Raw genomic sequence first — 13,420 nt, forward strand, 5'->3', positions numbered from 1 at the left:
GCGTCGGAGTTCCCTACCCCTGCTTCGCCGTCTCGCCGCCCACGGCTTCCTTGAGCCCCTTGCCCGGTGCGAACACCGGGACGACGGTCTCCGGTATCTCGTAGGCCCTGCCTCCAATCTGCCCTTTCCTGGCCGCCCTTCTTCTCGTCCTGAACGTGCCGAAGCCGACCAGCCGGACTTCGTACCCGTCCGTCAGCGCGTCTTTCACGACCTGCTCAAAAGCCCGGAGCACCGCCCTTACGTCCTTCTGGAGCAGTCCGGTCTTGTCTGCAATTCTTTTTACCAGTTCGTCGCCGCCTATCGCCTTTCTGTTCACTACCATCTACCTCCTGAGTTAAATTTTGCCTACCAACAATTTCATGAAAGCATTTCATAAAAGCGTTGAGATTGCTCAGACCCTCTCTTGTGAGACTCCACCACCTCCTCTCGCCGCTCTTTAAAAATAAAAGCCCCTGTCATCGGAGCTCCTCTTTTTCTGCTTCCACCAGTTTTGCCACGGCCAGCCTTATGAACGCCGAAGCCGAAAGGCCTCGCTTCTTAGCCTCGCTAGCCACAAAGTCCCGGAAAGACCTTGACACAAATATCGTTGCGTGCTGACCAGCACGGCAACGAGCTCGTGACGGTTCTTTTGGCGGAAAAGGCACTTTTAACACCTCCTACTTTCCAACTGTTTCCAGCAAACAGCGCACCACGCTGCCTCTGCCAACTCTTCCCATTCCCCAAGTACCACCACCTGTCCACATCCCGCACACCGCGTCAAGGGTTTAATTTTCTGTCCCTGTCCTAAAGCAGACTTGGGGCCGGGAGTAGCCAGGGCAGAAAGCGCGGCCTGGAGCTCCGCCACGTGAGACATCATCGCTTCGCGCCAGGCCGGGTATTCATCCCCTAGGGCTTGCCGGGCCTCGATCCGCCAGCCGCCGGCGCCGTAAACCAACTCGGCGCCGCAGGCGCGCGCGAATTCCAGCAGGGCCCGGAGTTCGCCAGCGGTAGCACGAAGAAGCGCGTCCCACACATCAGAAGGCCCCCGCTCTTCAGGGGCCTTCTTAGGGGTTGCCATCCCCGCCGCCAAAACTGTTACCCTTTCCCACCTCTTTTTTCCCAAGGCACATCACCTCCCGCCCCGCTTCTTGCTGCCGCCCGTCGCCCCCAAAGACCCCAAAGACACAACGACATCACCAACATCACCGCTCCCCTCACAAAAACCACAACTGCCCGGCACATCCGGCAGGTCTGTTATCCGGCCGCTGGCACCGTCCAACATCAAGGGCACAGTTTTACCTACGTTACCGTGCCAGCGCGATTTAAGGATAGATACCTCCAGAAGTGTCTTACCCCAGCTAGCCGCCATCGCCATCGCCGCCTCCGCCTCCGGAATGTCTTTGTCGCGCGGTGTCCAGTACCAGCCACTCGGCGGGGCCGCCGGAACCGCGCCAGAAGAAAAGACTTCCGCGCCCCGGGCCATGCTTGCGTTCCAAAGACCGATAACGCTCGTTGCGTACTGCTCAATTCCGCCGCTTTCACGCAGATCCGTCAACGACGGTCTTTCCGCGTACCGGTGGTTACTGCGGCTAAGCTGTGCGGCAGTAACCACTGCTGCATTAAAATCACGAGCAATTTCATGTAATGTTTTGGCAACCGCAGTAACTTCTTGCTCTCGGGTTGCATAGCGACCCTCTCGCGCCGGAGGAGGAAGCATCTGTAAATAATCTATAAAAACTGCTGCCACCTCCCGTTCATGCGCCAAGCCCCGTACAAAAGAACAGAGTTCGTCTGTGCTTTCCGACCTATCCAAGATGTACACCCGTTCCCCAAAAAGCGTCGCCAACTCCTTTTGCATAGCCTCTAACTCATCCATCTCTTCCCCGTCACTACGCAATAGACGCAACACGTCGCCAACCGACATCCCAACTAAAACCCCCAATAACCGGGCAACCAAAAGAGGGCCTGCGATCTCGCCCGACCAATATACCACAGTTCCATCGCTGTTCCGAAGCGCGTGTAAAAAAACGTTCAGAAGAAACGTTGTTTTCCCCACGCTCGTGGCCGCCCCCACCACAGTCATTCCGCCGCGATCAATTCGCATAAGCCGATTGAGGCCGTACCAGGGTGTGTCCAGCCCATCCTTGGTCTCGGCCGCGGCACGCAACAAAAATTCAGGGTCAGCTGGAATCGGCAACAGAACAGGTCGCGTCTCTTCTACCTTCCGCACCATCTCCCGCGCCTTTTCGATTTTCCCCTCCACCACAGCGCGTTGGGCCGCCAGAAGCGCATCCTGCCAGCGTTTCTTCTCTTCTTCCTCTGCCCGTTTCCGAGCTAACCGCTGCACCTCTTCGCCCAGGGCCTCCACCGTCAGCCTATAAACCGCCGCCATCTCCCGTACGGCGTCCTCCGCCGCCGCTGGACTCCGGCGCGCTAACACCTCGCAAAAATCCAATGCCTTCTCAAGCGATTCATCTCGCTCTTGGTCTGTCGCGCCCGGGCCCGGAGCCAGCCGCCGGATCAGCCATTTATGGCCTGCTGTGGCATTTTCTATTGCCTCCCGAATCGGGCTCGCACCCGCCGTACGGAAAAGCTCGTCCGGATCCTTTGCGCCGCCAACCCACTCTGCCACATACGTTTTCACACCGCTCCTGACCAGGGCCCGGACCAGCCGCTCGGTCCCGGCACGACCGGCATCGTCCGCATCAAGCGCCAGCACCACGCGCTGGTACTGGCGCAACACCTCTATCTGCCCACCACTTGCTTGAGCCCCGCCCAGGGCAACCACACCCTGGACACCAGCCGCTTCAAGGACTATAGCGTCCATAAGGCCCTCAACTACCACAGGCACGGCATCGCGCCGCAGAACGTGTTGGCCAAGCAAGGCTCGCCCCATACCAGGCGGGTACATATATCTCGGCTCCCCGCCGTCCAGCCGCCGGCCCGCTACCGCAACCAGGCGGCCGCCCCGGGAGCGGAACGGGACGAGAAGCCGGTATTCGGGCCCGCCCGGGAGCTTTAGGCCGGCAGGGACACCCGCTTCGCTCACAGGTCTTGCGCCAACATCCATCCGCTGGATCAGGTCATCGCTGTACCCGCGCGAACGAAGGTAGTCCAACACGTCCGCGCCTTCCGGCTCCCACACCGCGCGTCGCCGGGTTTCCCACCAGTCCTCTCTCTCCCGCCCATCATCCTTTACTTCTCCTGCCTCGCCCTCCACCTCGCCCGAATGGGAGCGAGGGGGCGGGGCCACGCCTGCCATCTTCGCCAGCTCCTCCACCACCTGCCAGCCCCGAAGGCCGCGGGATTCCAGCACGTCCCACCAGCTTTGTTTAAACCCGCAGGCGAAACAAAAACCATAGGGCCGACCAGCCGGCATATAAAAACTAGGGTGCTTGTCCTCGTGTGTTTCACACGGGCATCGCGCAATATAGCCTGAGCCAGACCTCTTGAAACCGGGTAAACCCCCGAAAAATAAGGCATGATCTAGAAGCGAATATACGCCATCTAACCAACTGGTAAGATTATCCAAAACACTCAACACCTCCTTTTTGGGATTTTAAAAAAAGGGGGCAAGCCCCTTCTTAAAAAGGGCTTGCCCCTATTCTTATAATTCTTATTATTCTTAAAGAATTTTACCCCCCTGAACCCTCGGCCTATCAAGGCTCAGAAAATTTTTCCAGTGCATACTGGGTCGGAAAAATGTGCATACTGGGTCGGAAAAATGTGCATACTAGGTCGGAAAAACAAGCCTTATGTCAAAGGTGTCTTTGTGACAAGTGTAGTTTATTATGTTTTTCTCTGTCATTGCGTCAAGTAGCCTCAATAACGTTTGTTGCGTTCGTCTAGGCCGATTTGCGCTGATGTGTAAAATATCCACCAACGTGTCTTTTTTTAGTTTTGCGCTGCCTCCTCTTCCGGATAAATAATACAGAAGGTTTTTGGCCGGTGCTATTTGCCGACGGTTCAGCTTTCTTGTCCGAACCAACAAGTCTACTGGCAACTCACTCAGAAGTGTCTGTCCCTCAGGTCCGCGTAGGTCTAAGAGCTTTGCAAATTCTTCGCTGAGCTGGATCTCTATTCGTTGTCGGCGTGGAGGAAGGATCCTTTCCGGTCCATCTAAGGTCCCCTCCGCATAAACACGAGTATAGCCGTCTAAAAAACCAAATATTTTTTCTCCCCAGGAGACCTTTCCACTTTTTTGGAAGCCCAGAACAACGTTTTGTCTTTTAATAGTATACAGACTTAGAAAATCTAGTGCGTTTAAGACTTGCGTTAAATTTTCACCTTTGTCGCTAAGTCTTAACATGCGACATATGTGGCTAAGCGAGGTGATTATCTTTCGGTTTTTTTGTTGTATGTATAATGTCGTTATAACAGCTAAAACATCTCGCACGAAATGTAACTTTTCTATTCCAGAGTGTTCAAGTACTTCGAGCGGAAGAACGAACACTCGTTTGTCTCCCCAGGTCCAGACAACCGCAGGCTGCACGGGTTGACCTGTGTGTGTATATTCACATTGTTTCTTTATACCTTGCTTCGGTGCACGAAAAATATGTGTATCCCTCGCAAAGTTTCGCTCCATTCTGAGATTTGTCGGTTCAGTTTTCATTTTTGCCATCCTCCCAGTCAGGCTAACCTCGCCACAGCCATCCGCCTGTCGCTCCGTCCTCCCCTGCGGCCCTTCTTTCCGCCCCCGGTGCCCGGCAGGGCCACAACCGCCGCTGTGGTGGGGGAAGTAGTGAGGGAATACGAGTCGACCCCATGCGATATCCCTTGCCCATAAACGGTAAATTTTGACAGTACATACACGTCCTGGCGGTGTAAGAATATAACACGGTCATAAGCGTCAGGCACGCCTACTTCCTGTGTTTCTTGTGTCTTCCTAGGTCTCCCCGCCCCCGGCCGGGCCCCTCCGCGCTGGACAGGGGCGATTAACATCTTTTTCCTCCAGCGCCAAATTTGATCAGCTGAGCAGATCAGTTCGGTTTCTGCTTCCACCCGTCTCGCGAGTTCCTCGTCTGTCAGGAGCGCACGCCAGCAGCCGATCCCAGGGTCCCACGCGAACAGGTCCTCTCTGTATCCACTTCCTACTGTAAAAATGTGGTCTAAAATCGCGGAATTGATTTTTGCCTTGCTTTTGGGCATACTTCGCCCTTACCCCCTTTTTATATGTCAGGTAGGTGGGTGTTCACGCTACAGTGATAGTGATATCTCTACTTCTATTTTACATATATATGTTGCTATGTCAAGTCTAGTGTAGTGTAGTCATTACATTTTTTTTGTTGTTTTCTCAATGTCGCTAAAGCAATATAATACTAATAACAACAATCAAATTAGGAGGAGTTTATGTATGAACACCGACAACATCGGTGCTTTAGTTCGTAAACGTCGCCGGGAGAAAAATATGTCCCTGAGAACCTTGGCTGCTCTTATGGGCGTAGATCCTACACACCTGTCGCGAATTGAACGGGGTTTAACTGTTCCTTCAGAACATCTTGGATCCCGCTTGAAGGCGTTTGTTTTTGGCCAACCCGAACACAAAACCGATGCCGAGCGCATCTGGTACGAGTCTTCTGATTTACTCGGCGAAGCGCGGAGCTATAGACTCTTGCTTCGCGAAGCACAGTCGATATCCGACTTTTGTAAGGGCGTTGACGGTATTTTGCGAGAGTTGCGTTCGAAGAGCGGTAGCGATATATTCACAAATTCGGTCGTACGGCACCTTGCTTGGTATCGTGTAGGCATACAGGATTGCCTTGATGTGCTCGCGAAAACTAGGCTCGATGAACTGATACCTATGTTAATCCCCGAGAACTCGTACGAATTACTGCAAATACACACGGAGCTAACTGAGCATGAGTACGACCCCGAACTGTTGCGAGCGCTACACGCCCTAATAAAAGGCTGGAGCCGCCGGCCAGCTACCGAAGATCCCGCTGATATCAAAGAAATTGAAGACGATGACGACTTTCCGATATGATGAAAGGGCAGGAAAAGAAAAGACTATAGAGTGTTCTACAGCCTTTTCTTTTTTTCGGCAGGTTTTACGTTACGTGCGGAAAACAGCACATTTTAGGACGGGCAAAATGACAGGAAAGCCCTGTTCTTTTTAAGCTCTCAACATGGAGGGCGCGCGTCCGCAACGTCCTCATAAAAGCACAAAAAGCCCTTCGAACAAACGAAGGGCTTTCTTTCAAATCAAACACACGTACGCAAGCCTTGAGCTTGCGCTATTTTGGGCCTGCTGACAGGCTAACGGATGTGCTCTTAGATATTTCGCACATCTTTTTCCGGTACGCTTAAAAGCCTTCCGGGATTTCGCACATTTTTTTGAGCTCGCAATACAATGTACCTGTGCTGTTCTTATTATATCACATTTTCGCAATTGGTAGCGCAAGTATTTGTTATTGTTTTTTTGTTTTCCTGGATAGGTTTTAAAGTTGCCAACAGAGTTGCGGATTTCCGTTGTAACATCTTCGGGTAGTTTTGCTATTTGCAAATAGTAACTCACGTTTTGCTGAACCCACCCCAGTTTTTCCGCTACCTTTTCCTGCGTTCCCAATTCCTTGATCAGTTGGAAGAGAGCAAATGTGGCGAAACCAGCGGACTGACCAAATATCGTCTAATGTCTTCCTTTCACCACGGTGAAATTTTCTTTCACCGTATCATTTATTTCAATTTTCACTGATTTGCGAATTACGGTGAAAACGCTATCCGGTAATTCAGATATGGCCTTATAGTAGCTTACATTTGAAACCGACCATCCCAATCTTTCTGCTGCCTTTTCCTGCGTTCCCAATTCCTTGATCAGTTGGAAGAGAGCAGATGTGGCGAAACCAGCGAACAGACCAAATGTCGTCCAAACTCTTACGTTGACCATGGTCAACAGCGTCGTTGACCGCCTTTTCAGGGTGCTTGTTGACTGAAAATCGCAATCAAGGTCAACGCATCCTGGAACGGCCGTTCTAGAAGAGTAGAACGGTGTTGTCAAAGGTTTTAAGAGCGAAAACACAAATGACCGTTCTAATCGACACATCACTCCCAGCTCGTCCTCTCTACTGCTTCCTGTAAGTCCTGCATCGAAGGCACGGTGTATCTTTTGGTTACGTCCAGCCGGGAGTGCCCGGCCATAGCTGCTACCTGGTCGATAGACACCCCGGCGTCGAGCAGGTTCTTGCAGAAGGTATGCCTGAGTTTATGGCAGGTAACGTCTTTTAGCTTGGCTATATATGCACAGTCCTCCACGATCTTCTGCACCTGTCTTTTCGACAGCCGGCCTCCCTTCTGAGACGGCCACAGGGGCCCGGTCGGGTTTTCCTCCAGCCATCGCCGGAGAATGTCGCGGGCCGTGGCGTTTAGGGGCACTTCCCTGCGCTTGTTTCCTTTGCCCTGCCTTACAACCACCTTTCCGCTCCGCTCCCGAACGACCACGTCCTCGCGCTCCAGGGCCACCAATTCACCCACCTTAAGTCCGGCGAAGAGCATCAGGGCTATCATCGCTTCGTCCCGAAGCCTGCCCTTTGCCCGCACCGCGCGCATCAGGGCTGCCTGCTCTGGCCTTGTCAGCCACCGAGGGGCGAGCTCCTGAGCAGGTACGGCCTTGGTTCGCCGGAAGGGGTTGTCAGGCACTATTCCGGCTTCCTGAAGCCAGCCGTAAAAGGCGCGTAGGGATTGGATTTTACGGTTAATCGTGGCAGGCTTGTATCCCTTGTCGGCCAAAAACCTTCTGTACTCTGAGGCATCCAAAGGAGTTACCGCCGTGGGGTTGTCCTCGCCTCGGCCTCCAAGCCATTCCAGGAACAGCCTCAAGTCCCCCATGTAGCTCTCCACAGAGAGACGGGCCCTGGTTGTTTTTAGGTAGTCCTCATACCGCTCCAAAACGCTTTCCCAGTTATGTGCCATTTTTTTACCGAGATAAACAACGTTTTTCATGCCAAAAACACCTTCCTTTCATGGTAATTATATCACATAAGGGAGCTTATGTGATATTTTAGGGCAAATAAAAAAGGCCCTTACGGGCCTTAGGTGTTACTTTTTGCCTGCGAAAAACCACTCCATGTTGAGAACAAAATCCCCTGTCCGGTCAATATCCCAAACTTCTTCGACTTCTTTTCCGCACTTGTCTATCACCGCTATACTGCCGCCGTTCAGCGCGATCCCAGGCTCCCATTCTCCGTTTTTAGCCCGCTTGAACCGGCAGGAGCATATCTCGTATATCGTTTCCTGTTCTTTATGCGTCCGCTCGTCCATCACCAGATCATCCTTTCAAAGAAAAATCGGCCTTTGTAGGCCCTACAAACTACTGTCGAGTCGGTTAATCTCTGGTTAATCCCTTGTTAATCCACGATTCAGGAAATCCCAATATTTCAACATCCTTAGAAGGACTTATCCCCGCCTCCCTGAATTTTACAAATCGCTGTAATTAAGGTCTGTCAAGGGTTTGTGTGCCTTTGAGCTGGTCGGGGCGACAGGATTTGAACCTGCGACCTTCTGATCCCAAATCAGACGCGCTCCCAAACTGCGCCACGCCCCGTAGCAAAAACTATTTTACCATACCTTTTCGTTGAGCGTCAAAAACTGTCCCTTATTTGCATGTTATCGGATCTTCACCAGGCGGGTTGTTATCCTGTCCTGGTCGATTTCGACTAAGGCATAAGTCCCGTACTGGTGAAGCCGGGGTAATGATGCACTTCCCGGATTCAAAAACCATATCCCTTCGATTTTCTCCCATCCCGGTTCGTGGGTATGCCCAAAAACTACAACGTCTGCCCCTGTCTCCTTGGCACGTAGCTTGAGGCTTATGAGATGGTTTTTGACCCTGTACAGATGACCATGTGTCAAAAGAAACCTGTAGCCTTCAATCTCAAACAAGTCTTCCGCTGGCTCTGACATCCCTATATCACAGTTACCTACAACCACTCGCGCCTGCACTCCAGAAAAGCGCGCCAACTCTAACCCGTCCTTATAGAAATCTCCCGTGTGCAGGAGAAGGTCTACTCCCTCCATCTTCCCTAGTTCTGCTTTCATCATATTGATGCGGCCATGCGTATCCCCGCAAACAACTATCCGCAACTCACTCTCCCTCCCATAAGGAAGCGAGTATGGCCCGTGCTCGCTCCAAAGCCCGTCCCCGGTGGCTGATGCTGTTTTTGACCTCGGGCGGCAGTTCTGCCATGGTTCGCCCGTACCCTTCTACGACAAACAGCGGGTCATACCCGAAACCCCAATCTCCCCGAGGTTCGTGGGCTATCTTTCCCTCGCAGGTCCCTTCGGCTAGGTGTACCTCGCCCCAAGGAACGGCCACGGCAACAACACACCGAAACCTTGCACCCCGTTTTTCCTCAGGCACGCCCCTCATCAGGTCCATCAGTTTGGCGTTATTAGCAGCATCATCTCCGTGTTCCCCCGCAAACCGGGCCGAGTGCACGCCCGGGCTGCCCCCGAGGGCGTCAACTTCAAGCCCCGAATCGTCGGCTAGGGTAACCATTCCAGTCACTTCGGCTATAGTCCTCGCCTTTTTTATTGCGTTTTCAGCAAACGTTTCCCCGTCCTCTTCCACTTCGGGAACCTCCGGAAACTGTTCAAGGCTGAGCATTTCCACTCCCATGCCGTCCAGAAGCTGCTTCAACTCCTGCAACTTCTTGCCGTTACGTGTTGCTAGGACCAGCTTCCTTTCCATTTCACTTCTCAGCCCCTAAAACCGCCTTCTGCTTGGCGATGAGAATAGATATTCCCTTTTTAGCCAAGCGCAGCAGTTCGTCTAGCTCATCCTGGCTAAAAGGGTTGTTCTCGGCCGTTCCCTGGATCTCTACGAATTTTCCACTCTCGGTCATCACCACGTTCATGTCCACTTCAGCTTCTGAGTCTTCCCCGTACTCCAGGTCGAGCAGAGGAATGCCCCGCACTATGCCCACGCTGGTAGCAGCGACGTAATCGGTGACCGGCAGTCTTTCGATTATACCTGATTCTTTAAGTTTCTGCATAGCCAGGTAAAGGGCCACGAAAGCCCCGGTTATCGAAGCGGTTCGGGTTCCTCCGTCGGCCTGAATGACGTCGCAGTCGATCCAAACGGTCCTTTCGCCCAGCGCGGACATATCAACTACCGCCCGCAGGGCCCGTCCGATCAACCGCTGTATCTCTGAGGTCCTGCCGCTGACCCTGCCCCTGGTTACCTCCCGAGCAGTCCTGGTAGGGGTCGAGCCGGGCAACATCGAGTATTCGGCGGTCACCCAGCCAGTCCCGGTTCCTTTGAGAAAGGGCGGCACCTTGTCTTCAACCGAAGCCGTACATATTACCCGGGTGTCCCCGGTTTCGATCAAAACTGATCCGGGGGCAAACTTGGTGTATCCGGTAATTATGTTAATCGGCCGGGGTTCGTCGAAAGCCCGCCCGCTGGTTCTAGTCATACTAACTCCTCCTCAAGCGCAGGCTGGAACGCTTTTGAACCTCTCGCGTCAAGCCCGGTTGAACCTCTGTTTCCCTATATGGTAAAGGTTTCCTCCACGGGAGTCAATGGCAACCACACAAGGCAACCCCTCGACTTCCAATCGTATGACTGCCTCCGGTCCCAACTCCGGGTAAGCGACCATTTCCGCCTTTTTGACCTTACCCGCTAAATACGCTCCTGCTCCGCCTATTGTTGCCAGGTACACAGCTCCGTATTTCTGCATGGCATCGACTACCTCTCCGCCCCTATCCCCTTTTCCAATCATGGCTTTCATCCCGGCAGAGAGCAAATGCGGGGTGTAGGCATCCATGCGCCCGCTGGTGGTAGGTCCGCAGGAGCCGATTACTCTTCCCGGCGGAGCAGGACAAGGGCCGGTGTAGTACACTATCTGTCCTTCCAGAGAAAAAGGCAGGCTTTCCCCTTTCTCCAGAGCCTTCACTATGAGCTGGTGAGCCGCATCACGGGCGGTGTAAACCGTGCCGCTCACCTTAACCAGATCTCCTACCCGCAGTCGGTTCACTGTCTCATTCGATAACGGTGCCTTTAATTCCAGCATCCTTTTGCCTCCTACAACCTGGTCGTACACCGCCGCATACAGTGACAGCCAAGACAAACTGCCACCGGCAGGCTGGCAATATGGGTAGGGAAACACTCTATGGCCACAGCTAAAGCGGTAACCCGTCCCCCAAACCCCTGCGGGCCTATTCCCAGCCGGTTAATCTTTTCCAATAAGTCACCTTCCAGCCGGGCTAAACGTTCGTCCTGGTTCTTGACGTCCAAGGGCCGGAATAAGGCCTTTTTGGCCAGCTGGGCTGCCTTCTCCATATTTCCGCCCAGCCCTATCCCCACAATGACCGGGGGGCACGGGTTAGGCCCTGCTTGTTCTACGGTCTCGAGTACAAATCTTTCGACACCAGGCCAGCCGTCACTCGGTTTGAGCATGGCTAGTCTCCCCATGTTCTCACTACCTGCGCCTTTCGGCATGGCCTCTAGTTCCAGCCCATCCCCATCTACGACCTCGATGTTGATGATGGCCGGGGTATTATCTCCCGTGTTCCGGCGGTAGATGGGATTATCTACCACCGACGCCCGAAAGAATCCTTCCCGATACCCCTTGGCCACTCCTCGGTTGATAGCCGCCAGCAGATTCCCTCCGGTTATATGTATTTCCTGTCCGAGCTTGACGTTTACGGCTAACTGTCCCGTGTCCTGGCACAAGGCCAACCCCTCCGAACGCGCAAGCTCGGCGTTCTTCAGAATTATCTCCAGACAGCTTCTCCCGATGTCCGATTCCTCTACCTGGCAGGCTCTTTCTAAAGCCTCGTACACATCACGGGGCAGCTGAGTGTTGGCCCTGATTACCAAGTCGGCTACCGCCGCCTCTATATCTTGACAGTCTACTTCCCTCACCCGTTTCCCACCCTTTTGCCATAATGACCATCTTTACAGACGCAGACAAAAACAAAAGTATAGCATGCACAAATTCAAATCTCCACCTTCAGCCCTTCACGGGCGAGCACCAGTTCCCCCGAATACTCGGATCTTGCCTCGGCTTCGATCTCTTTGAGGTCATATTCGGGCCAAAAATGAGTCAAAACCAGCTTCTTGGCTCTGCACCAGTTTGCCCACCGACCGGTTTCCTTAGCCGTGAGATGCTTGGCCTTGCGGGCGTACTCCCGGTCTCGATCCAGGATACTCGCTTCTGCCAGCAAAACATCTGCTCCAGCAGCTGCCCCCAAGCTCTCCTCGATGTAATCGGTATCCCCTGAATAAACCAGGCGGTGGCCTCTCTGATCCTCGGCCACTATCATATACCCCGGCATGGTGTGAAGAACAGGCACAAAACTAAGTTTGATATCTCGCACCTCAACCGGGCAGGCGATAGGCTCCACCCTAAACTCTTCGGTGCTGTACCAGTAGTTGAACATATCTACCGGCTGGGCCGGAACCAGCAGTCGTAACGGCTCCGACCGCTGCCCCAGCATCTTGGTCGCACGCAAAGCGTGACGAAAAGCATAAAGGTCCACGTAATGGTCAGGATGAAAATGGCTGATAACCACCAGGTCCAGATGCTTGAAGTCCTGGTATTTCTGGAGAACTGAAAAAACGGAATGCCCGCACTCTAAAAGCACGGTCGCCTTTTCAGTTCTTATTAGGTAACCTGGACAGGCCTCACCGACCCGGGGATACGGTGCCCAGCACCCCAAAATCGTTAATTCCATTACACCCTCCTCCTGTAAATACAGCATCCTATGGCCCCGTTGTATTGGGGTTCCGGTACCTGAATGACTTGGCAACCAGTCTCTCTGGACATTATTCGGCCCAGAGCCTGATTAAGAGCCCCCCCGCCTGATAATACTAACACCTCGCTCTTGAGCTTGCGTATCATCGGAGCCAGCTTGCGGTAAACAGCGTAGTTCACACCTGCTGCCAGCCTGGGTGCAGGGCACCCGGTTACTATGTGCCCTATGACCTCGGTCTCTCCGAAAATAGCACAGGTAGAATTCAAGTGAACCGGATCCTGGTCGTATCTTCCCAATTCTTCTAGCTCCATACCCAGGATTCCCGCCATGTGTTCCAGATAACGACCCGACCCGGCAGCGCACCGGTCATTGGTAAGAAAATCGACCGCTTGCCCGTTTCTTATCTGTACCACCTTGGTATCCTGACCTCCGATATCCACCAGGGTAAAACTGGAGAAACCAGTACTGTGGCAAGCTCCCAAAACATGGGCCTGAATCTCGGGAATCTGTTCCGCCCCTTCCACTGTCACTGCAAGTTTCCCGTAGCCGGTGGCTACAAGTTCCTCGTACACATCGAAGCCCAGTTCTGCCAGATCAAGACTCAGCCGTCCCTCCCCTACCAACCCGAAGCGCCGGTAGAAAGCAATCGTATCAAACGACTGCTTCTTAACAACCTTACCGTCCACCATCTGGACTATCTTGACATTGCGCGAGCCTAAATCAATACCTACCATTTTAGCCACATCCC

Annotated in this window: 17 protein-coding genes and 1 tRNA gene; 1 reads left to right on the forward strand and 17 read right to left on the reverse strand. The window is 53.3% G+C overall.

The genetic code is table 11. From position 1 onward, the window contains the following. Nucleotides 1-13 precede the first annotated feature (13 nt). The 6 genes from SLIP_RS10095 to SLIP_RS10120 all read right to left on the reverse strand — a co-directional run bounded on the left by SLIP_RS10095 (nucleotide 14) and on the right by SLIP_RS10120 (nucleotide 5,127). On the reverse strand, nucleotides 14-316 hold the full coding sequence (locus tag SLIP_RS10095) for an HU family DNA-binding protein (protein ID WP_013176186.1): 303 nt from the start codon (nucleotides 314-316) through the stop codon (nucleotides 14-16). 139 nt (nucleotides 317-455) lie between these two features. Beyond that, the gene (locus SLIP_RS10100) at nucleotides 456-644 is read right to left on the reverse strand and encodes a hypothetical protein (protein ID WP_013176188.1); all 189 of its coding nucleotides are present in this window, start codon (nucleotides 642-644) and stop codon (nucleotides 456-458) included. A 2-nt stretch (nucleotides 645-646) separates the two neighbouring features. Further along, nucleotides 647-1,102: a hypothetical protein gene (locus tag SLIP_RS10105; protein WP_013176189.1), complete on the reverse strand. Its 456-nt coding sequence runs from the start codon at nucleotides 1,100-1,102 to the stop codon at nucleotides 647-649. A gap of 6 nt (nucleotides 1,103-1,108) precedes the next feature. Next, nucleotides 1,109-3,295: a DnaB-like helicase C-terminal domain-containing protein gene (locus SLIP_RS10110; RefSeq protein WP_242649103.1), complete on the reverse strand. Its 2,187-nt coding sequence runs from the start codon at nucleotides 3,293-3,295 to the stop codon at nucleotides 1,109-1,111. 417 nt (nucleotides 3,296-3,712) lie between these two features. After that, nucleotides 3,713-4,591 carry a hypothetical protein gene (locus SLIP_RS10115; RefSeq protein WP_013176191.1) on the reverse strand — a complete coding sequence of 293 codons (879 nt, stop codon included), beginning with the start codon at nucleotides 4,589-4,591 and terminating at the stop codon, nucleotides 3,713-3,715. Between the two features lie 17 nt (nucleotides 4,592-4,608). Beyond that, nucleotides 4,609-5,127, reverse strand: a complete 519-nt coding sequence (locus tag SLIP_RS10120) for a hypothetical protein (protein ID WP_013176192.1) — start codon at nucleotides 5,125-5,127, stop codon at nucleotides 4,609-4,611. A gap of 205 nt (nucleotides 5,128-5,332) precedes the next feature. Here SLIP_RS10120 and SLIP_RS10125 point away from each other — a divergent pair, with 205 nt between their 5' ends. Further along, on the forward strand, nucleotides 5,333-5,962 hold the full coding sequence (locus SLIP_RS10125) for a helix-turn-helix domain-containing protein (protein ID WP_013176193.1): 630 nt from the start codon (nucleotides 5,333-5,335) through the stop codon (nucleotides 5,960-5,962). 642 nt (nucleotides 5,963-6,604) lie between these two features. On the opposite strand, the gene SLIP_RS10130 is transcribed toward SLIP_RS10125, so the two are convergent. The 11 genes from SLIP_RS10130 to SLIP_RS10180 form a co-directional block, all read right to left on the reverse strand. Continuing rightward, a complete protein-coding gene (locus tag SLIP_RS10130; RefSeq protein WP_013176194.1) occupies nucleotides 6,605-6,868 on the reverse strand; it encodes a transcriptional regulator in 264 nt (87 codons plus the stop codon). A 149-nt stretch (nucleotides 6,869-7,017) separates the two neighbouring features. Next, nucleotides 7,018-7,914 (reverse strand): tyrosine-type recombinase/integrase, encoded by an 897-nt coding sequence (locus SLIP_RS10135; RefSeq protein ID WP_013176195.1) that lies wholly within the window; start codon nucleotides 7,912-7,914, stop codon nucleotides 7,018-7,020. Between the two features lie 96 nt (nucleotides 7,915-8,010). Next, nucleotides 8,011-8,232, reverse strand: coding sequence for a hypothetical protein (locus SLIP_RS10140; RefSeq protein WP_013176196.1), 222 nt, complete (start codon nucleotides 8,230-8,232; stop codon nucleotides 8,011-8,013). A 206-nt stretch (nucleotides 8,233-8,438) separates the two neighbouring features. Continuing rightward, nucleotides 8,439-8,515: transfer RNA gene (locus SLIP_RS10145), tRNA-Pro, on the reverse strand. A gap of 62 nt (nucleotides 8,516-8,577) precedes the next feature. Beyond that, nucleotides 8,578-9,054 carry a metallophosphoesterase family protein gene (locus tag SLIP_RS10150; RefSeq protein ID WP_013176197.1) on the reverse strand — a complete coding sequence of 159 codons (477 nt, stop codon included), beginning with the start codon at nucleotides 9,052-9,054 and terminating at the stop codon, nucleotides 8,578-8,580. Nucleotide 9,055: 1 nt separating this feature from the next. Beyond that, on the reverse strand, nucleotides 9,056-9,661 hold the full coding sequence (locus tag SLIP_RS10155) for an XTP/dITP diphosphatase (protein ID WP_013176198.1): 606 nt from the start codon (nucleotides 9,659-9,661) through the stop codon (nucleotides 9,056-9,058). A 1-nt stretch (nucleotide 9,662) separates the two neighbouring features. Beyond that, nucleotides 9,663-10,388, reverse strand: a complete 726-nt coding sequence (gene rph, locus SLIP_RS10160; RefSeq protein ID WP_013176199.1) for a ribonuclease PH — start codon at nucleotides 10,386-10,388, stop codon at nucleotides 9,663-9,665. Nucleotides 10,389-10,436: 48 nt separating this feature from the next. Beyond that, on the reverse strand, nucleotides 10,437-10,985 hold the full coding sequence (locus SLIP_RS10165) for a Fe-S-containing hydro-lyase (RefSeq protein ID WP_013176200.1): 549 nt from the start codon (nucleotides 10,983-10,985) through the stop codon (nucleotides 10,437-10,439). An 11-nt stretch (nucleotides 10,986-10,996) separates the two neighbouring features. After that, nucleotides 10,997-11,839, reverse strand: coding sequence for a fumarate hydratase (locus tag SLIP_RS10170; protein WP_013176201.1), 843 nt, complete (start codon nucleotides 11,837-11,839; stop codon nucleotides 10,997-10,999). Between the two features lie 74 nt (nucleotides 11,840-11,913). Beyond that, nucleotides 11,914-12,651 carry an MBL fold metallo-hydrolase gene (locus SLIP_RS10175; protein WP_013176202.1) on the reverse strand — a complete coding sequence of 246 codons (738 nt, stop codon included), beginning with the start codon at nucleotides 12,649-12,651 and terminating at the stop codon, nucleotides 11,914-11,916. Next, nucleotides 12,651-13,406 (reverse strand): acyl-CoA dehydratase activase, encoded by a 756-nt coding sequence (locus SLIP_RS10180; RefSeq protein WP_013176203.1) that lies wholly within the window; start codon nucleotides 13,404-13,406, stop codon nucleotides 12,651-12,653. The genes SLIP_RS10175 and SLIP_RS10180 overlap by 1 nt, the downstream gene beginning before the upstream one ends. Between the last annotated feature and the right edge of the window lie 14 nt (nucleotides 13,407-13,420).

This window comes from Syntrophothermus lipocalidus DSM 12680, assembly GCF_000092405.1.
In the GTDB taxonomy this organism is placed as follows: domain Bacteria; phylum Bacillota; class Syntrophomonadia; order Syntrophomonadales; family Syntrophothermaceae; genus Syntrophothermus; species Syntrophothermus lipocalidus.